Origin of the sequence: Dorea chungnamensis (assembly GCF_039832125.1) — a bacterium.
Lineage (GTDB): Bacteria > Bacillota > Clostridia > Lachnospirales > Lachnospiraceae > JAFBIX01.
In genome coordinates this window covers 188,760-208,486 of record NZ_JBDOHT010000001.1, presented here as the reverse complement: position 1 = coordinate 208,486, position 19,727 = coordinate 188,760, and the positions used below count along the sequence as shown (strand labels likewise).

The following is a 19,727-nucleotide window of genomic DNA, read 5'->3' as shown; positions in this document are numbered from 1 at the left end:
CTCCTTAGGCATCAAGATTCTGAAGCTCCTCTGTCTGTCCCTCGATCAGCTCCAGATAATTTCCTTTATCAATATGCATCATCGAGATCTGATTCTGATGTCTGCGGAATCCGTAGACACTGTCCACGTTCCGAATCAACGACTGAAGGCGCTCGTCCGGCACACAGACGATCAGCTGCAATTCCAGCTCTCTCGCATAACGCAGGCACACTTCACTTCGCTCTTTGTCCATCTTAGAAAATGCCTCGTCCAAAAGCACCAGCCGTATCTTGGACTCACGGTTACTCTGCTGCATATATAACATAGCAAATCCAGCCAGAAGTGCCACATATTTTGGATTCTGTCCCTCTCCGCCGGAATCTCGCCCGGCCATCTCATCTACCGCATTTTTCTTCACATTCCCCTGCTCATCTTCTACACGCTCATACATGCTGAAGGTCAGATAGTTACGGTAATCTGCATACTTCTCCATCTCCTGTTTGTGGAGAGTCCGATTCTGCCCGTCTTCCTCTCGCGGTGGCATGAACTTCTCCGTCAATCTCTGAATCTGAGATTCGAATTTCTGGTAAAAGTCGTCTTCTCCCAGACTCAGCTGTCCATCGAATCCATCGTTATCCAGCACTTTGCTGTCAAGCTCCGGTGCCATCAGCATCTCATAGAACTGCCCGTTCTCATTCTGGGCCGGAAGAATATCAATCTGATAAGTACTGTCTGAGAACCGGATTCTGGATAACATCCGGTTGATCTCTCGCTTATGCCGATAAGCTGCCTTTATCTCACCGTGAATCGTGGCAATGACATTTTCACGCAGGGAATGGTAGACCAGACGATACTGCTTCTCGAAGTCTTCTTTATATTTGGGCTCAAAGTCCTTGCGCAGCTGCTCCAATACCTTATCATACACTTCATTGCCGTGCTCGATTCCGGTAAATCCATACGCCGGATATTCCCGGTTAAACCGGCCTCGTGCAAGGGCTCTGGCTTTCTCCGCCCTTTCTTCCTGCTCCGTTAATTCTGCCAGACGGTCGTTTTGTTTCCTACGGTAGGACACCTCAGACTGTGTTTCCAACGTCTTTTGCACCTCTTCCAGCAATTCTTCATTAACGACAAAGCCCTCCTGAAGGAATGCCAGTTTTTCCTGGAATCCGGCCAGATCTCGTTCTGCAAACCCCTGGTCCTTCTTACGCCCAATACGTTCTTCACCAATCTGCTCAAGTCTGTCATCCAGTTCCTCGATCACCTGTTCGAGTTCTTCTTTTTGCGCCTTTAGCTGCGCCGTCAAGGTACCATCTTCCAATTCTTTCAGTTCTTTTTTAAGCTGATCTTGCTTCTTCAGATACTTCTCCAGCTCATCTGCGGCCCCTGCCAATTGCAATAACTGCTCTGGATTCTGGTTCAATTGTTCAAAAGTCTGTGCCTGCTTTAATGTATCTCGCATCTGCATATCCGCAAGCTGATTCTTCTCTAATTCATAGACCTCATCCTCCAGCTCCTTTAACTTCTTCTTAGATACCTTCGTGCCAATGCAGGCATAGCGGTCATAGTCCGCTTCTCTCAGATGCCGGAAGATATAATTGCTGTAAGAATAACAATCCGGCGTTACGCCATCGCGCACCTCATGAAGTTCTTCCACTGTATCGCATTTATAAATACGCCCCAAGTATCGCCTCAGACACAGATCCACATAAGGCTCCTCTGCTGCAACAGCTTCATATAATGTCCCTGTCTCTGCCTGTGGCTGGTCTCTTTTGATAGCAGATGTATTGATCAGTTCTACATCCTCGTATTCTTTTTTCTTCATCTTACGAAATATCTTTGCCGCTTCCAGGGCATACTGTGGCTCCGTCACAAGGCTGTGCTTGATCCGTCCCAGTCTGCCTTCAATGGCATTCTTCCACTTTTCCTCGGTAATATCAAACAGATCCGCAAGGATTTCCACATGAATGGTATGTCCGTATCGGCTGCTTAATTCATTCTGCAGTTCTGCCCGGGCACTCTTTAGTTCTTTTCGATATGGCTTCCGGTCATTTTTCAGGTCCTCCACCATCTCTCTCTTCTCATTCAGTTCCTTTGTAGTCGAACGGATCGTGTCATTTAAGTCATCCAGTTCTTCTCCGATCATCTCCAGCGTATTCTGAATTCCTTTTTTCAACTTTTCAATAGCTTGAATGGACACTTCTCCATTGACCACATCATCCAGAGCCTGCAAGGTTGGATTACTTACATAGCTGCTGATCTCCTCATCCTCGTCCCAGGCTTTCAGTCCATTGAGAATCTCGCGCCACTGTCTGGCATTTCCAGAAAGCAGCTGAAGAGCCGTCTCCATATCATCCAGTTCTTTCTTCTTCAGGCCGTAATCACTGGCATGAAGCTCTGCCTTTACTTCGATAAGTTTCTCCGTCTTCTCCTTCTTCACCGCTTCCAGATCCGTCTTCTTCTCTTCCAGTTCCGTGATTCTTACAAGAATTCCTCTTAAGTCTTCCTCTTTTGCCTCCAGACGAGTCTTACAATTCTCTATCTCCACGATTCGAAGAACGCTCTCCGTACGTACCTTGTCTGCTTTCGCCTGCACCAGTTCCAGATCATACTTGTGGATCTCATCCAGAATCTCAATCCGGTGTTCCAGATCCTCTACCCGTTCCTTGATCTCCCGGTATGCACCCAACTGCTCACTGATGGTCGAAACCGTATCTTCCTTACTTCTCGGGAACATATAATCCTTGATGAACTGTCCTGTCCCGTTGGTCATCCGAAGAGCAATGGCACTTTTTTCCATCGTCATCAGGCGTCCCGGGTCAATTCCGCCAAAGATGGAATCATACACTGTGTTCAGATAAGCCTCTTTGGATGGGTAAATGCGGTTCACATCCACTCGTCCCCGATTTTCCTCGGACTTGCTCCGCTGATTCAGCAGTCGTTTCAACTGTTCTATTGTATAGGGGGTCCCCCTCTCCGTCAGATATTCATCTTCCGGCATCTTCCCAGAATGGCTGAAGAAGCAATACTTCTTCAGATCCAGATCATTTCTTCCTACTTCAAAAGCCACCCCAATACAAGTCGTCAGCTTACTTCCGGTATCTGCAATCTCCAGTACAATCTGAGAACAGAAGTCTACATTTTCTCGATTAGAAGTTCCGTCCTTCTGTGCTCCACGGAGATAACTTAAGACACTTCGCTTATTCTTGGCATCGTCTGCGGCTTTATTCAAAAATGTCGAAGCCACGCTTCCATACAGTACCACCTGGATCGCATCCATCACCGTAGACTTTCCAGAACCGCTTTTGCCACTGAACAGATTCACATATTCATGGAATTCCATCACCTTATGGCTGATACCGCCCCAGTTGTTAATCAGCACCCGGGAAAATATCTTCTTCGATTGTCTCATTTTCTGCGGCCTCCTCTCTGTACTCTTCTACCAGTGCATTAATATCCGCCGCACTGACGTATAGATTAATCGTACTGTATAAATAAATCGGCGTATGATCTTCCACATCCCTGACCGCTCCAGGCAGCTCGATCATCTGATGCTTACTCATCAGATACAGTGCTTCTCTCCACTCCGCCAGTGTAAGCTTCCGGTTCAGCAGATTGGTATTCTTTCCATACTCTCTAATCTCCTCCAGTGTGGTCACTGTAGCATTTAAACCTTCTCCAAGAATCTTGTCCCTGTAGATCATTTTCACCAGCAAAACAATAATGGTAGTCGTCAGACTCATTTTCTCCGTCTCTACACCATCTCCTACCAGCCGGAAAATATGCTCCTGTGGGTCATGGATCAGCTCGCAGCCCAGGACCGCCAGATATTCTTCTATAAAGCCTCTGTGTCTGGCACAGATCTCATAATCCAGATTATCTCTGGGAGTCAGTGTCACCGGGTCATACCGCATCTGTAAGATACAGGTCTGACGAAATAATTTTGATATCGTTTTCTTTAGATTCTCCGCCTCTGTCACGGATAATTCTTCTATATATGAAGCCATCTCGTTATCCCTTCCTGTTTTTTCTTCTATGTATCCCTCACCAAATATTCCTTACGAACTATTTTTCAATCCTATTACGGTTACTCTTTAATCGTAAGTTCTGAGAAGCGGAACCCTTCTTCATTCTCCAATTCTTCTCCGATAGAAATCTCCTGATCATTCTCCGCAATCTCCGTTGCCTCCTGCCATACAAAGAACAGTTTCTCCAGATCCTCAATAGACTGCACGGTATCTCTGGTGACTGTAAATCTGCCGTCCTTTATATTCTTTCTTCGGAATTCCGCGATCTCCTTGCCTGTATAAAGCGGCTTTAATACAAAAGAATCCAGATCCTCTCTCTGCTCTTCTTCCCGAACAACCGCCTGCGGCTCGAAAGAGCCCCTCTCAGAATCGCGTTTTCTGAACAGGCTTCGTTCCGTTATCACATGGAAACGCTCCGTCAGGTGCATTCGATCCGCCAGTTTTGTAAGGATCTCTTCCTGACAACTACTTCGGTTCAGAAGATTCACAAGTGTCACTGTCTGATCCTCTTCAGCCGCTCCTTCCATCAGAATATAGCGGATTCTTGCTGCTGCCCGACTTGCAAATACCGTCTTCTGCTCAATTAATTTATTATATCTGCGCTCGATGGCATCAAATTCCCGTTCAATACGGTATATGATATCCATCGCCTCCTCGCACAGACCAACCGCACGCTCCAGCCTCCGATACTTTGGTGTATATTCTACAGGAACACTTTCTGCCGATTCCATCTGCATTTTAAGCTGCACCTGCTGGTCCAGAAACTGCTGCCTTCGCACTTCATTTTCACTCAGGTTCTGGTCAATTAATTCCTTTACCGCTTCCTTATATCGATAGAAACTGTCCGTAGTGGTAAGAATCGCATACTTCTTACTGTCACTGTTATTGATCTCATTGACCAGTACTTCCTGAATTCCCAGGAAGCTTCTCTGTCTGGACAGCTCATCAAAATATCCTCTCATACCCTCCTGCATATTCGAAAGCATCCGGAGCAACGACTGGGAGGTCTGAAGGGCACTCTTCAGAATCTCGTTATTTTTCTCCTTATCCGCACTGTAAGTATACAGATAACTGTAGACTGCCAGCACGCTCTCCCGTTCCTTGGTACTGTCTTCACTATACAGACGCTGGAACAGCTCCACAAAGAGCTGACTGTATTCTGGAAATGACACCACATAACTGTTCAACGATTCGTCATAATCCTTCCGAAGCCATCCCCATTCCTCCAGATGCCTCAGACAGACAAACGTCATATTCGACCTGGTCAGCAGTTCTCCTTCCTCGTCAAACTGCTCTTCACTCCAGTCCAAAGTCTCCGCCGCAATCCACTCATTCATAATCGCACAGCATTCCCGTTCCGTAAGCCCCAGAAGCGAATAAGACCTGCCGGATTCCTCATAGATCGATATCAGGAACCGTTGATAATACTCCCTGTATTTGCTCGCAAAAAGTTTATAAAACTCCTTTGGAATCTTATTGATCAAACTCATAGATTTCTCTCCATTTCAAAGTATGAAATAATTATACTACATGGGAAGATAAATAAAAAGCAGCAAGCTGTTTCACTTGCCGCTTTTACAATGAAAACTGAAAATGGTTGGGAGGATATGATATTCCCCACCACTTTTTTATCGATGTTCCATATGTAAATATTTCTCTCTGGTAGCTAGTCCGCCACGAATATGGCGCTCGGATTTGTTGATGTCGAGAACCTTCCTTGCTTCCGCTGCAAGCGCAGGATTAATCTGGAGCAATCTTTCTGTTACATCTTTATGTTTGGTCGTTACTATTTGGAACTGTTTTATTGATGTTAGTTTCATGGGCGGTGTCTTCACTGTTGGAGGCATCCTCAATCAGTATGGTTTCATCCAAGCCCAAATCACCCAGCAGACGTAAATAGATATCTACATTCCCCTCTTTATCCACTTCAATCTTTTGAATCAGTTTCTTTAACTGCACATTAGTCATCTGGTGTACATCTGTGATATCTTCGATTGTTTTGAATGTGTTATTCAAAATTGCTTCCAGTTGCTCACCCTTTGTCAGATGATAAGATACCATCTTCAGTTCATTTTCCAGACGTTCGATTTCTTTTCTCATACCACCAATTTTCTCGTTCAGCTCCTCACGAGAAATCAGATCATCGGTATACATGTCCATATATTTCTGTCTGGTCTTTTGCAGTTTTGAAAGCTGCGAATTCAGCTCCTTCTCATATTCCAGATTTTCATCCTTTGCCTTGTAAACTCTCTGGAACTCATTTACCACATGATTGATCACCTTTTTCTTCTGCTTCAATACATTGGCAAAATACTCTTGCAGAACTCCGATCAGTTCTTCCTCATCCACCGTCACTGCATTCGGACAACTGTCCGCTCCTCGCCCATTATGCCCGGAACAAACCCAACGGACATAAGTGTTCTTGTAGGTACGAACTGTCCGCCGGAAAGACCATCCGCATTCCTTACATTTGATCAATGTAGAAAAGAGATATTTGTTACTCTGGCGTTCGTGCTTCATATTGAAAGAGGCATGTCGAGAATGCAGTGTCTCCCCTGCCTTTTCAAATGTCTCGTCATCAATAATCCGAAGTTCCGGCCGCTCCACAACCATCCATTCCGTCTCGTCTTTCTCCATTCTCTGGCCAGTCAAGAAATCCGTCACTTCCTGTTTTCCATTGATAATTTTTCCTGTATAAAGCTCATTAGTCAGAATCCGGCAAATGGCATTCTGGCTCCATTTACAATTCCGCTTTGTGGTCAATCCTTGTTCATTCAGCATATTGGCAATCTTGGCTGCCCCATAACCTTCTTCCGTATACCATCTATAAATCTGACGGATTACTTTCGCTTCTTCCTCGTTGATAGCCAGATTAAAATAATCACCGATCGTCTTATCATATCCGTAAACAATGTTCGGAACTCGTCCCTTTTCTGCGTTCATTTTCTTGCCGAACTTCACACGCTTGGAAGTGTTGGCACTTTCCTCCTGAGCAAGAGCACCGAAAATGGTCAGCACAAACTCACTGTTTCCCATACTGGTCATGTTTGCAGTGAGAAACTGCGTTTCGATACCTAAGGCTTTTAGCTTACGTACATTTTGCAAAAGATCTACTGTGTTTCTGGCGAAGCGGGAGATATCCTTTACTACGACCATATCAAACAAGCCATGCTCCGCATCGGACATCATACGAAGAAATTCTTTTCTGTTTTTAATTTTAGTTCCGGAAATACCCTCGTCTGCATATAATCTTACAAGAGTGTCACCGGTACGCTTGGTGTACTCGGTGAAGAACTCCTTTTGGGCTTCCAGACTGTTAAGCTGATCAGATTTATCGGTGGAAACACGACAATAAGCTGCAATGTTCATGATGGTTTACCTTTCTGTTAGAGTTATTACGTTCTGTTACTTCTTTTATTATATATAAAAATTAGGGATTGTAAACATAGAAAATGCAGGAGATTATGAAAAACAATTCTGTAATCTCCTGCAAATATTAATAGTTCAATAATTCGTTGAACACTTTTATAGCAAATCGATCCGTCATTCCCGAAATAAAGTCTAGTATTGCTTGGATATATATTTTTTCATTTTCTAATTCTCCATATATTTTTTCATTTTCACAATTTAATGCAATATCTAATAATTCTCCTTCAGGGATAATATCAACTTCACAATAACGTGCTAACCATTTATCGAATGAATCCATTAAAATCGGATAATATTTCTTCTTATCCTTTATTGATGCCCAAGAATGCCTTCCATCATACGTTTTCTTCAAGACTTCAAATATTTGATTAATCACCAATTTTGAATACTCCTTAAATGGTACTAAACGTTCATGTCCATAAATATGCTTGTAATTAAAGTCTTTAATAGAATTAATCTGATCCAAAAAACGTGAACTTAAACAGATTCCTTTTTCTGGTGAACTATTCTCACAAATATCAATAATAAGATTATGCATAATTACCGTTGTATTCAATACATTTTGGTCATTTGCTCTTGCCATTTTTAACAAATCATTTTTTGTTGCATCATTAAGAAAACCCAGATTTATTGCATCTTCTATATCTCTTCCTACATACGCGATTTTATCTGATATTTTTACCACGCAACCTTCCCACGTTGCTGGTTGATATTGTCCTGCTTCTGTAAAATCACCCAAATCAATTAATTCATCTCTTGGTGTTAAACCATTTTCGTCTACTTCTCCACAATGTGAAATAATGCCATCACGAACTGCATAAGTCAAATCAAGATTTTTACTCTTTTTATAGTTATCCTCAAGTAACTCTATTTTGTCAACAAATCTCAAGCCATTTCTTTCATGCCAGAATTTTTCACCTAAATGCTTATTACTTAATTCACTGATGACACTTTCACCTTGATGTCCAAATGGAGCATGTCCTAAATCATGTCCCATAGCTATAGCTTTTGTAAGTTCATCATTAAGACCTAAGGATTTTGCAATTGTATGACTAACCGATTCTACATGAGCAACATGTTCCATTCGTGTACAAATATGATCGTTATCAATATTAAAAAAAACTTGGGTCTTATGTTTTAACCGCCGATATGCCAATGAATGCAATATTCGAGTATAATCTCTGGCAAACGGGCTACGAACATCATCTTCTCTTGAATATAAATCGACTGCACGTGTCGTTAATTTTTCCCAATTTTTATTTTTAGGTGTTGCCGCTACCGATTTAAATTTACCTTTTGTCATTTGCAATACTCCTTTCCATAGCTATTAAAATTAATCAAATATAATTTCTTCCTGATTTGTATTGTATATATCAATTTGATTTTGAACATCAATCTCTGACACAATCCATCCACGCAGAGTGCATGCTTTCACAAAATCCTCTATTCTATTTACACCATTTACCTCTCTCAAAGTAATCACAGCGCCAAAATTCAAATCTTTATCCATTTTTGTTGACAATCGTTCTTTAGAAACCACTGACATCCCCCACAATCTCTCTCCATATGATTTCATTGAACGATTAGCCTTTAATACTTTAGAAATAAACTTTGTATTTTCCCATTTTCTAAATTCTTTTCTAGATTGTCGCTCATCCGAATAGGATCCCTCCTCATCTTGAATATTTTCATTAATATCATCTATTTGACCATTTGGTTTCACTCGCCCAAACTTCAATGATAATTCTCGATTAGTATAATCCACACCTTGAGTTCTACTACACTCTGGGAAATAGCACATTGTTGCTCTTGCTATATACGGATATTTATTTTCTTCATCCCTCGGAACCGGAATTGCGTAATTGGCTGTCTTATATGATTGTGATATTCCATATACAATAAACTTTATTTCTCTGCTTTCAGAAGAAAGTACTTTAGAAATATCTATCGGAACAACCCCATATCCCAAAACATCTTTATTCTTATAAGTTGCTAATTTGTACTCCCACCCTGCTGCAGAATCTATTATAAGAGCCTTCGCCACCTCCCTGGGCAAACCAATAACATCTATCAAATAACATAGTTTTCTACTAATCCACGGAGCTGCAAATGATGTCCCATATTCATCCATTTCCCCATGTGGAGTATAAACTTTAATTCTTTCGTTATAATCTCCACCATAATATGAAACATCAGGTTTATTATAGAAAGATAAGATATTCCCTCTTCTTGTATAACTCGCTGGAGTCCCATCTCGTCGCACTGAATTCACTACAATAGAATTCAATGAATCAGCTGGAGAACCCACTTTTAAAATTCCTTTTTTTTCACTACGATTATCATTAGTCCCGGAAACAACAAAAATAATATTTTTTTGTGCCTGCAATTCATCTAATACTGCCGCATCATACGATATAAAGTTTTTTGAGACCTCATCATCTGTCCCTAAAGAAAGGTTCCATACATGAATATCTGAATTATTTGCAATAATTTCCTTAATTTTTTTTACTAATCTTACCGTTGATATCCTCTCAGCACATACTCCAAAATGTCGAACTTTGAATCTCCCACATCCATCATCCAACCAAGGATTCAACCTTGGACCATCTACTATTAGAGACGAAATGGAAGTCCCATGACTTCTATCTTTACCCCCATCTATTATCTTTTCAATGTCATCTAAATAATCTGTATTTTCAACCCATTTACTAAAATATACATCTTCATCAAACAATGTATCAATAACACCTATGGTTGGTTCGTTTGTAGGATCCGGGATAGCTATTTCTTTTTCTTCATTTTTTTCTTCTATATCAGCTAATGTGATTTTCGAAAAATCAGATGATACCATCGAAATAAGATACGGGACATTTGTCTCTAAAAAATCATATAGCTCCTTATTTACAGAAATTGTATCATCACCATAAAAATAATATTGATGTTTCACGTCATCCACTTTAAGCTTTTCTAAAAGCTTAGCAACTGATAATTCCGTCTTATAGAATGTTACCAAAAACGAATCTTTATCCGGGACTTTTGAAACATGCGGCACTGCAAAAGATTCAACCACGGAGCAATCTACTATAATATTACGAATTTTACTTTTTGAAAGTTCAAATCCTTCATACTCCAACTTATTTTCTGGTTCATTAAAATTTTTCGCAACAGCCTTACCGCCCAACTTCTTTTTCAAAAATTTTTTTACTATTTCTAAATCTGCTATAGTATTTTCTATTGTCCTTTTATCCACATAATAAGTAATTATATGGTTTTCTTGACCTTCCGGAGCATCCGAAAATCTTGCCCCAACTACCATATCGTTTGTTTTCTTTCCTACCGGTTTTAATAATTCTTGAATTCTATTGGATTTTGCAATAATATCATTATAATTAACATCAACTAATATATTCTCTAAAAACTTTGGAGAGTTTTTATAAAATCGTAAGATAGCCTTTAAATCATCACAGACACTTTGAATTTTCTCTACCGTAGTTTCGGAATGTGCTCTTAAATTCCTCGCGTTCGGACGTTGATTATTCTTTTCATTTGAGAATCTCATTTTAACTTGTAAAATTTTATTCATTTACTCTTCCCTCAACTTTCTCGAAACGCTACTTTTAGGTACTCTGGATAAAATTTCTATTTCTCTTACTGTATACCCCTCATCATTTAGCTTCTGAAGTTGCAGTTCACCGTTGGTAGGATTCAATGCAAGATACATTTTTCGTAAATAATCATACTCATTTGTTTCATCACTAAATGCAACTGCTGTTTTAATTATCTGTTTTAGATCACCAGGATATGGGATCTCCTGCATATTTTTCAATATTTTGTTAAATAATCTTATGTCCTTTCTTGAATTACTTGCTTTTTTCAAACTGGCAGTTAACATAGAATCAGCAATCTCAATAAGATCTTCTCTATTGTAACGATCAAAGGATATTGTTGCATCAAATCTTCTTATTATAGCTTTATCAAATTTTTCAAATAGATTTGTTGTTGCAATAAGAACAATATTTTCATTAAGTTCTTCTAATTCTCTTAAAAAAACCGAAGTAACTCGGCCCATTTCTCTTAAATCGTTGCTATTTACTCTATCCAATACTAATGAATCAATTTCATCAAAAACGATAATTACTTTTCCATACTGCAAGTGATTAATTTCATCGAATAACCTTGCAACATTTTTTGCAGTTTCTCCAAGTCTACTATCTATCAGTTGTTCAAAATCAACTGACAAAATATCTCTACCTAATATTCTTGCAATCTGATATGCCGATTCCGTTTTTCCTGTACCTGGTTTTCCATAAAAAAGAAATTTAGACAAACCAGCTTTATTACTTATGGCTCTCGTAATACCTATCACATCTTGTTCTATGGCATCTGGTAAAATCAACGGATTTGTAGAATAGTTGACTTTCCTTAAATAATTTAAATTTTTATAGCTTGCCTGTGGTACATAAAAATTTGCTGTAGATATTAGTTCCATAAGATACTGTGCAACCGCCTCGTCCCCGTTAGCGTCAAAATCACGTGCAATTGCCGCAACTTCACTCATAAATGCATCCTCTTTTTTCTCAACATGATATTTAACTAGATTTATTACATTTTGTTTTTTCATCTCCGTCACCTCTAAACAAATCATATCAGTTTCTGGGACAAAAGTCAATTGTTTGGGACAATAATGTCGATTCTATATCACTAATTTGTATTATACTTCTCACATTCCGTCTCCTCGTCAACCTGATCCGCCGTTTCCTGAATCGCTTTTTCCACCTTTCCTGCATTGGCCTCTATAAAAATTTTCAGTATGTAATCGGCGGTTGCTGCCGCTGTGTTCGGATTATGAATTCTATAATTTAATTTTCTTTTCTTCATAGCGGAGCTTCCACCTCCTCCCCACGGTTTTCTCTTTGTCCATAACTATGAGAAAATACCTGAAAATAGTCCTTTAAAATATTGCGCCTCGTTAATGTAACCAGTGTCCCCCCCCAAATCTATGTTTATTGCCCTACAGAGAGAGGATTTGTTTCCCTTCGGGAACACATTTCAATCTGTACCAAGCTGATGTAAACCAAAATGTCAACTACCTTGAGAACTCTTTGAAAAATCCTTATCAGTTTTTCTTCATACATAAAAATAAAGTTTTAAAATCCAATAGTTTACATTCCCATAAAAACCTGCAAAATCCCTATATATAAAGTATTTTTCTAGTCAACCAGTCGTAAACTAACCGTCAATTATCGAAAACTATTTGGCGAAAAACTGCATCTCATGAGCAATCAATCATCCTCTCTCTGTCGGGCATTCAAAATGGCAACGTCTGTTGTTCAGCTTCCGTCAATTCTCGAAATTCCGACTTTTCCTTCTGGTTTACATCTGTGCGTTCTCGCACCCAGCCCTTCTGAGTCCCATAATTCCGGAATCGATGCGAGCTGATCCGCTTCCACCCGACAATTTTGGTATCCATAATCTCTGCAATTTCATTGGATTCATAACGCTTTGGTTCTCCATACTGATGATCCAGGGCCTCTTTCCAAATCATTTTTATACAGACATAATCTTCCTCCGAATCATCAAGCCATCCCTGAATAGTTCCTGCCAGTGTATCCTCCTGCATGAACTGTTCCCGATATAAGTTAATCTGTGATTCCATTTTCCCGGAAAACTTCATCAGTTCTGCCGGATTGTCTGCAAAGCGGTATATGTACATCGCCTCAGCCCAGAGCTGATCAAAATATGCTCTTGCCTCCGCTTCATCTTCCAGGATGTGCTTGTTTGCTTTTTCCGCATGAACCATAATCGGCAAAAATCTTCTTGCTCCACTCCGGTCAAATGGCAAGAATTGCTTTGTATTTGTCGTGCCTGCAAAAACACATTGTCTCAGCCGGTCTTCCTCATACTGCTGATACGGAATACGAAAAGTATCTTTCTGTCTGACCAGAAATGATTTGATTTCCTCGTTACTCTTGGCACTGACTGCAGCAATCATCTCCGCCATTTCCATGATCCAATGTCCTCGAAGTTTTCCGTAAATCTTCTCGTCATTTAGATGTTTCAGGTCATCCGAAAACTAATCGTCCTTCACAGCGAGGAATCGAAAAAAAGTTGATTTCCCGGCTCCCTGTGTACCAACCAGGCAAAGCATTTCATCCATTTTATAACCCGGATGGAAAACTCGCAGGATTGCACCTATCATAAAATGCTTCAGACATTCATACACCAAATCCGAATCATCCGCTCCCATATACCGCTTCAGCACATATCGAATACGCTCTGTTCCATCCCATTGAAGTTCATTCAGATAATCACAGATTGAATGATACTTGTTGCTGTTCGCTTCTGCTCTCAATGCCTTTTTCATATTTTTCTCATTCCCCAGATCATAATAACGTTCAAAGTAATAAAACAAAAATTCCTCTCCTTCATCTGTCAATGATGTGATTCGCTTATTCCACCAAAGAATCTTCACCACATCCACCCGCTGATTCAGGAGATTAAATCGTAAGCTCCCTGCCAGAACTGGATCTTCTTTAAGGACTGTCATGTAATTTTGCATTGTCCCTTTGACCGTCCCATTCATCGTGACAGCCAGATGCTCTTTAATATTCCGCACTACATCCAGATTTACCATTGATTCCATCCGGCACACTGCATTCTCTCTATTTTCTTCTGACATACTCATCACACTTTCGCTCAATATCTTCCACCTTCTTTCGTTTTTCTTGGACCATATGATCCTTCTCATGCTTTTCTCCAAATAAAAGAATATCCAAAACATACTCAACATAAGTGAGCTCCCGCAATGCTTCCTCAAATTGTTCGTTCCATTCTTCCTTCGGATTCTTAGGTGCATATTGTTTCTTCCAGTCTAAGAGCATAGAACGATAATCCAAATATGCCCTTACGAGTCTTATCCACTCATCCTTTTGTTGCCTTGTCTGGATTACTTCTGGATTTGTAATCGAAACCTTCTTTTTTCGCTCAGGAGAATCTCTTGATTTACCGCCATAGCTAATCCCAAAATCTGCTGCCAACTTTACAGCCGCTTCTCTTGCACCCAGTCCAAATAACTGAGCAGTAAAATCAACCGCATCTCCGGTACATCCACAACCGAAGCAGTAATATCTGCGATCAACTTTCATACTTGGGGTATTGTCCTTGTGGAAAATACATCTGATCAAACCGCTTCGGTTAGGCTTAAACCCATAAAACTCTGCCGCCTGTCTGACTGTTACATTCTTCTTTACCTCTTCAAATAATCCCATCTTAGTTCCTTCCCATCTACTGAATATTGCATTCCGACTTTTATTCAAAAATGAATAAATCGAATTTCTGAAGAAGGATAAAAAAAAAGATCCTTCTACTATATCCAAAGTTTGAGAGGGTCTTATACAATATGAATTCAAAATTTCTTCAAAAAATTATAATCTTTCTCTTCATCATCACAGGAACTATGGACAGTTCCGAAAATTTCACTGCTGAATATTCCGGCGTTTGTGTCCGTGCTGTCCGGTCAGAAGGAAACCGCAGAATCATTGATTGACTGGTGAAATCCTATCAGATATTGCGGCATTGTAAAGCCTGCTACAGCACCGCAAAGCGGCTCTGGGCTTGACAATACCGCACTACCTGATAAGTGGTAAACAAGCCAATCAAAGAGTTTCCCTCCTCCGGAATGTCGGTTTCCAAAATTCCGGAATCAAGGTTTCCGGAGACGAGAATATTCAACTGCGAAGCCAAAACGTCTTTTCTATTTTGAATTCAAAATGAAATAGCAAGAAAACCGAGGGTATGGGGAAACGGAATCCCCATCAAGATAGAAACCAGTAAGTAAAACAGTTGCCAAAATGGCTCTACTGTTAAACACGGGTGGATCTTGCTCTTAAAAATACACAAAATAAAAAACCCCTGTATCCATTAGTTTCTAACAGACACAAAGGTTTCAGTAATTTATCAATATTATCTTTTTTAAACAACACTTTATATTTTACAATTTATCACAATTTCCTTTTGTTAAATCGATACCCTACAAAAGCTCCTATTGCACCACCAATAACATGCGTTAATTGAGAAATATTGTCTCTTATTGCAACACCTTCATATACTTGCTGACCAACAAATAATATTACAACCAAAACAAAAGTCAGCGGTATTTCACCTTCTTTAAATCCCGTAAATGAAGACAAAACAATAAATGCAAATACAATGCCACTAGCACCACAAAGAGCAGTATTGGGTGAAACCACATAATTTATAATCCCTGTAATAAAAGCAGTAACACAAACCATTTTTATTAAATTCATAGACCCATACTTTTCTTCTAGAAGTGGTCCTAACAATAACAAATATGTTGCATTTCCTATAAAATGGTTAATTCCATCATGACCAAATATGTGTGTGAAAAATCTTAGGTATGTTAATGGATTTGCCAAAGAGGAATGATACGTCATAAATAAAAACTGTGTACTTCGTCCATGCGTAGTGATGCCAATTATGGTTACTACGAAACATATCAAAAAAATCCCCAATGTCACTGGGGCATTAAATGATATTTTAACTTTTTTCATATTTTCCCTTTCAAAAATGGGAACTGCAATCCTCCCATTAATATTTTACTTTCTATATTTTGGTTCAAGCATTGCCTGTTTTAATTCTTCCTCTATCTTTAGCAATTCTTCCTGTGCCTTCGCACGTTTAGCAGTTCCCTGTTCATGAATCTTTACAACTTCATTTACGGAAGATATTAAGTTTTTACTACACAAACGAAGAGTTTCAATATCTACAATCGGTTTTTCAACCTCTTTAGCGGTTTCAATTGTTGCCATTTTTAAAGTTTCAGAATTCCTGCGTAGCAAATCATTCGTTTTTTCCGTAAGAACTGACTGTGCTTCTAAGGCACGTTGTGAATGTTCAATACCTAATGATAACACTAACTGATTTCTCCATAACGGTATTGTATTTGATAACGAGGACTGTAACTTGTCCAGCATTTCACGGTCATTATTTTGAAGCATGCGAACTTGTGGTGCCGATTGGATTGCAATAACTCTGGTCAACTCCAAATCAGAAATCTTTTTTTCAAATCTATAACACAAATCCTCAAAATCTTTGTATTCCTGAACATCTTCTTGAAGATTCGTTTGATCAGCCTTAGCTTTTAATTCCACAAGCTTTCCATTCTTTGCTTTATCTAATGCCTTTTTACCAGCAATAATATACATTGTCAATTCTTTGTAGTATTGTACATTCAATTCATACATTTGTTGGTACATAGAAATATCCTGAATCAAAACATTTTGATGCAAACGTAAATCTTTTTCTATACGATCCACATTACTCTCAGCCTTTGCATAATTTGCTCTAATTGTTCCGACTCCTCTTTTTGCTTTCTGAAACACTCCAAAAATCCCCTTTTTTTCGGGCTCTGTCGTAGCATCTACAGCAGTTGTTAATTCTTTTAAGGATGTGCCTACTTCACCCAGATCATAAGTCTTTACTTTTTTCAATATAGAAACTGAGAAATCAGAAATATTCTGTTGTGCAGTCATTCCATATTTTACAACCTGATCAACGTTTGTTATATCTATTTCTTCAGCAAATTGGTCAACCATCTCTCGTTCTTCTTCTGAGAGCATTGATTCATCAATTGTTCCGGCCGAGTAGCCTTTGGGTTCTCCTGATGAAACAACGGATTGCATTACTGGAATATCATCCAATAATGGATTTCTTGTCTGCTCCTCCGGATTTAATACTAATGTTGTTCTTTTTTGAGTTTCTGTGCTCACAATCATCTCTCCCTTCATGATGAGATATTTCTCAATTCTGTTCGGATATCAGTATCTCTTAGTTCTATCTCTGACAAAAGTTTCAATTCTCCGTTCAGCATTCGATTTATTTCTTCCTGATCAGAACTATTAGTAATAGAAATAAACGATTTCATTTGGCTTTTCCATAAAGGAATCGTCTTAGTCGTAATTTCCAATATTCTATGGGCAATTTGATTATTATTGTCTTTTAATAATTTAATTTGTGACAGAGTTTGTAATGATACCATATGCGACAGTTCTAGATCTCCCACCCTTTGTTCTAATCGAATCCACCAATGTTCGACATCTTCAGAATCTGTATTTTTTGATTTATCGTGACTCAGGATTAGACTTTTCCCTTTATCGATACAATTTTGTAAGTCATCACTACACCGTTCTATTTGTTTTTCCAATCGTTCAAGCACATTACTTTCTTTTAATAATTCCGCTTCTTGTAGTTTCAGTTCAACATCCAATTTTTCTATATATTTAAGCATAGAATTATATTGTCCCAATATAACTGATTTGGACGGAGATTTTTTTAAAAAAAATAGAGTCTTTCCTTTATTATGCGGAACAACTTGAAATCTCTTTAGTTCATCCAGAATATTATTAATGGTAATCTCTATGTTGTACCCTTGATTTAAAAACAATTGTGTAATATCTTTCGCTAATTCTCCTAATTTTTGTTGTTCAAGACTCCCATAAACAGAAATTGATTCCTGATTACCAATAACCAATCTTCCTTGTAATACCGATATTAGATTATCAATATAATCAATTTTATTATCATTTACCATTTTTTACACTTGCTCTTGGTTAATAATTTGTTCCATAGCAGAGATATCACTGGCAATATCCAGTTCTTGCTTCTCATAGAACTGGTTTAAAATGCCCTCAAACGAAACAATTAACATATCAATGGCATGTTCAATGTCCCTCTTGGAATTTTTGATACTTGTTCCTTCAATCTCTTTTTCATTAATATCGATGTATGCATTCAGCAATTTTTCTGTAGTTGGCAAATAATAGTTCAAAAACATTCCAAGTTTTCCCGACTGTCCTGGATTAAGATCAACTTCACGAAAAATTGTTGCAACTATTTTTTCCATCTGATTTAATTTCAGAGTAATCTCTTTTTCTTTAATTAGTCGATTACTATCATGTATTTTATCAATATAGTCTTGTCCAATATCTAGAATCTTTTGTATCTCCTCTGTACGTTCCCCCATACGAATACGTTCTTCAATTAATTTTCTATAATAACGATCATATTCTGGTTTATTTTCTTCATATTTTTCAAACAATTCATTTGAAGCAATAAACACCAGATTTTCAGTAGAAAAATGTCCCTGGGGAATGAGTTTTTGTTTTACTGCACAAGAAAGATCTTTTACTACCTTGGAATACGGAAATTTAGTATAAGCACAAATATCATCAATAATCTCAACATTCTTATATTTCATTAATTCAAAATATTTTTCATATCTTTTAGCAAAATTTATTGAATTAACAGCCAGAATAATAAGAATAATGTTAATAATAAATATCACCAAAGTAGATCCTAAGAAGATCAGGCTATATTGTTCATAATTATCAGAATAAATATGCATTCCAAATCCCATAACTGCAAAATATAAATATCCTAAGATAAAACAAATGCATATACCAATTATCCATTTGAACAGAGTTGTTTTCGGTGCTTCAAAAACATATTGTGTTCGACGGAATCCAGTACTCGGCAACTCTTCAAGCTTTTGACCAATTTCAGAATAATTTCCTTGTTGTATACTATTTATTACAATTGATGCAGCTTGAACTGGTTCTTGTTCATAGTTATTTATTACGGGTTGCGACGCTTTTTCAGCCTCTGTATTGTTATTATTTGAAATATTTTTTTTGAATAAAGCCATATACTAACACCTCTTTTTATTCAATCGGATCTGTTGACGATGGAGTATTCATTTCCATAGGATCCATCTTGCTTGTTACTGTTGATGCAGGAACAGCAAAAGCCGGAAGAATACTAGAAATCGGTGTTCCATTTGGTAACTGAATATTCTGATTGACCTCTGGCAATCCTAATGAATCTGCTGTCATTTCTACAGTAGGCTCTGAAATTTTTGGCACATTCGAAGCCGCTGGTGCTGAATAACTTACATCACCTTCAGCACTGTATCTTGAGTTGGAATGAGAGCCTGTATTAGAATGGGAAGTATGGCTCTGATGACTCTGATGGCTTTCATGGCTTCCATGATTACTATGACTATTTCCATGTGAGCCAGATGAATGTGAACTATGCGAGCTGTGAGACCTATGCGAGCTGTGAGATCTATGCGCTGCAAATGCATCCATCGTCATTAAACTACCTAAAATTATAATCATTGTTCCTAAAGCTAATAACTTATTGCCTGGGATATTGCCTTCTTCATCCTCTATTAAGTTTTCTATACTTTTTTGAAATTCGGGAAATAATTTATCCATA

14 protein-coding genes and 2 pseudogenes are annotated in these 19,727 nt (G+C 38.7%); all 16 read right to left on the bottom strand.

Annotated elements, in window-relative coordinates; all coding sequences use genetic code 11:
• Positions 1 to 4: 4 nt before the first annotated feature.
• The 16 genes and pseudogenes from ABE613_RS01025 to hxsA3 all read right to left on the bottom strand — a co-directional run bounded on the left by ABE613_RS01025 (position 5) and on the right by hxsA3 (position 19,726).
• Positions 5 to 3,388 carry an SbcC/MukB-like Walker B domain-containing protein gene (locus tag ABE613_RS01025; protein ID WP_235232349.1) on the bottom strand — a complete coding sequence of 1,128 codons (3,384 nt, stop codon included), beginning with the start codon at positions 3,386 to 3,388 and terminating at the stop codon, positions 5 to 7.
• Positions 3,348 to 3,983, bottom strand: a complete 636-nt coding sequence (locus ABE613_RS01020) for a DUF4194 domain-containing protein (RefSeq protein WP_347375380.1) — start codon at positions 3,981 to 3,983, stop codon at positions 3,348 to 3,350. Before ABE613_RS01020 ends, ABE613_RS01025 begins: the two co-directional genes overlap by 41 nt.
• An 80-nt stretch (positions 3,984 to 4,063) precedes the next feature.
• On the bottom strand, positions 4,064 to 5,494 hold the full coding sequence (locus ABE613_RS01015) for a Wadjet anti-phage system protein JetA family protein (RefSeq protein WP_235232351.1): 1,431 nt from the start codon (positions 5,492 to 5,494) through the stop codon (positions 4,064 to 4,066).
• Positions 5,495 to 5,632: 138 nt separating this feature from the next.
• Positions 5,633 to 5,788, bottom strand: a pseudogene (locus ABE613_RS01010) (sporulation transcriptional regulator SpoIIID); the annotation flags it as partial.
• A complete protein-coding gene (locus ABE613_RS01005) occupies positions 5,775 to 7,373 on the bottom strand; it encodes a recombinase family protein (protein ID WP_347375378.1) in 1,599 nt (532 codons plus the stop codon). The pseudogene ABE613_RS01010 and the gene ABE613_RS01005, both read right to left, overlap by 14 nt.
• 127 nt (positions 7,374 to 7,500) lie before the next feature.
• The gene (locus ABE613_RS01000; RefSeq protein ID WP_347375377.1) at positions 7,501 to 8,736 is read right to left on the bottom strand and encodes a deoxyguanosinetriphosphate triphosphohydrolase family protein; all 1,236 of its coding nucleotides are present in this window, start codon (positions 8,734 to 8,736) and stop codon (positions 7,501 to 7,503) included.
• Positions 8,737 to 8,766: 30 nt separating this feature from the next.
• Positions 8,767 to 11,016, bottom strand: a complete 2,250-nt coding sequence (locus ABE613_RS00995) for a S8 family peptidase (RefSeq protein WP_347375376.1) — start codon at positions 11,014 to 11,016, stop codon at positions 8,767 to 8,769.
• Positions 11,017 to 12,054, bottom strand: coding sequence for an AAA family ATPase (locus tag ABE613_RS00990; protein ID WP_347375375.1), 1,038 nt, complete (start codon positions 12,052 to 12,054; stop codon positions 11,017 to 11,019).
• Positions 12,055 to 12,134: 80 nt separating this feature from the next.
• Positions 12,135 to 12,311, bottom strand: a complete 177-nt coding sequence (locus ABE613_RS00985) for a hypothetical protein (protein WP_347375374.1) — start codon at positions 12,309 to 12,311, stop codon at positions 12,135 to 12,137.
• A gap of 430 nt (positions 12,312 to 12,741) precedes the next feature.
• Positions 12,742 to 14,076 (bottom strand): annotated as a pseudogene (locus ABE613_RS00980) (virulence-associated E family protein).
• A gap of 19 nt (positions 14,077 to 14,095) precedes the next feature.
• Positions 14,096 to 14,701, bottom strand: coding sequence for a CHC2 zinc finger domain-containing protein (locus ABE613_RS00975; protein WP_347375373.1), 606 nt, complete (start codon positions 14,699 to 14,701; stop codon positions 14,096 to 14,098).
• Between the two features lie 732 nt (positions 14,702 to 15,433).
• Positions 15,434 to 16,003, bottom strand: a complete 570-nt coding sequence (locus tag ABE613_RS00970) for a rhomboid family intramembrane serine protease (protein WP_347375372.1) — start codon at positions 16,001 to 16,003, stop codon at positions 15,434 to 15,436.
• A 45-nt stretch (positions 16,004 to 16,048) separates the two neighbouring features.
• Positions 16,049 to 17,221: a toxic anion resistance protein gene (locus ABE613_RS00965; protein ID WP_347375371.1), complete on the bottom strand. Its 1,173-nt coding sequence runs from the start codon at positions 17,219 to 17,221 to the stop codon at positions 16,049 to 16,051.
• Positions 17,222 to 17,235: 14 nt separating this feature from the next.
• On the bottom strand, positions 17,236 to 18,042 hold the full coding sequence (locus ABE613_RS00960) for a toxic anion resistance protein (RefSeq protein WP_347375370.1): 807 nt from the start codon (positions 18,040 to 18,042) through the stop codon (positions 17,236 to 17,238).
• A 3-nt stretch (positions 18,043 to 18,045) separates the two neighbouring features.
• Complete coding sequence (locus ABE613_RS00955) at positions 18,046 to 19,155, bottom strand: 5-bromo-4-chloroindolyl phosphate hydrolysis family protein (RefSeq protein WP_347375369.1); 1,110 nt, start codon at positions 19,153 to 19,155, stop codon at positions 18,046 to 18,048.
• Positions 19,156 to 19,171: 16 nt separating this feature from the next.
• Positions 19,172 to 19,726 (bottom strand): His-Xaa-Ser repeat protein HxsA3, encoded by a 555-nt coding sequence (hxsA3, locus tag ABE613_RS00950; protein WP_347375368.1) that lies wholly within the window; start codon positions 19,724 to 19,726, stop codon positions 19,172 to 19,174.
• Between the last annotated feature and the right edge of the window lies 1 nt (position 19,727).

What these genes read in the sequence shown, in the direction of transcription:
- ABE613_RS01025 (WP_235232349.1), bottom strand. Translation starts at nt 3,388, where the DNA reads ATGAGACAATCGAAGAAGATATTTTCCCGGGTGCTGATTAACAACTGG.
- ABE613_RS01020 (WP_347375380.1), bottom strand. Translation starts at nt 3,983, where the DNA reads ATGGCTTCATATATAGAAGAATTATCCGTGACAGAGGCGGAGAATCTA.
- ABE613_RS01015 (WP_235232351.1), bottom strand. Translation starts at nt 5,494, where the DNA reads ATGAGTTTGATCAATAAGATTCCAAAGGAGTTTTATAAACTTTTTGCG.
- ABE613_RS01005 (WP_347375378.1), bottom strand. Translation starts at nt 7,373, where the DNA reads ATGAACATTGCAGCTTATTGTCGTGTTTCCACCGATAAATCTGATCAG.
- ABE613_RS01000 (WP_347375377.1), bottom strand. Translation starts at nt 8,736, where the DNA reads ATGACAAAAGGTAAATTTAAATCGGTAGCGGCAACACCTAAAAATAAA.
- ABE613_RS00995 (WP_347375376.1), bottom strand. Translation starts at nt 11,016, where the DNA reads ATGAATAAAATTTTACAAGTTAAAATGAGATTCTCAAATGAAAAGAAT.
- ABE613_RS00990 (WP_347375375.1), bottom strand. Translation starts at nt 12,054, where the DNA reads ATGAAAAAACAAAATGTAATAAATCTAGTTAAATATCATGTTGAGAAA.
- ABE613_RS00985 (WP_347375374.1), bottom strand. Translation starts at nt 12,311, where the DNA reads ATGAAGAAAAGAAAATTAAATTATAGAATTCATAATCCGAACACAGCG.
- ABE613_RS00975 (WP_347375373.1), bottom strand. Translation starts at nt 14,701, where the DNA reads ATGGGATTATTTGAAGAGGTAAAGAAGAATGTAACAGTCAGACAGGCG.
- ABE613_RS00970 (WP_347375372.1), bottom strand. Translation starts at nt 16,003, where the DNA reads ATGAAAAAAGTTAAAATATCATTTAATGCCCCAGTGACATTGGGGATT.
- ABE613_RS00960 (WP_347375370.1), bottom strand. Translation starts at nt 18,042, where the DNA reads ATGGTAAATGATAATAAAATTGATTATATTGATAATCTAATATCGGTA.
- ABE613_RS00955 (WP_347375369.1), bottom strand. Translation starts at nt 19,155, where the DNA reads ATGGCTTTATTCAAAAAAAATATTTCAAATAATAACAATACAGAGGCT.
- hxsA3 (WP_347375368.1), bottom strand. Translation starts at nt 19,726, where the DNA reads ATGGATAAATTATTTCCCGAATTTCAAAAAAGTATAGAAAACTTAATA.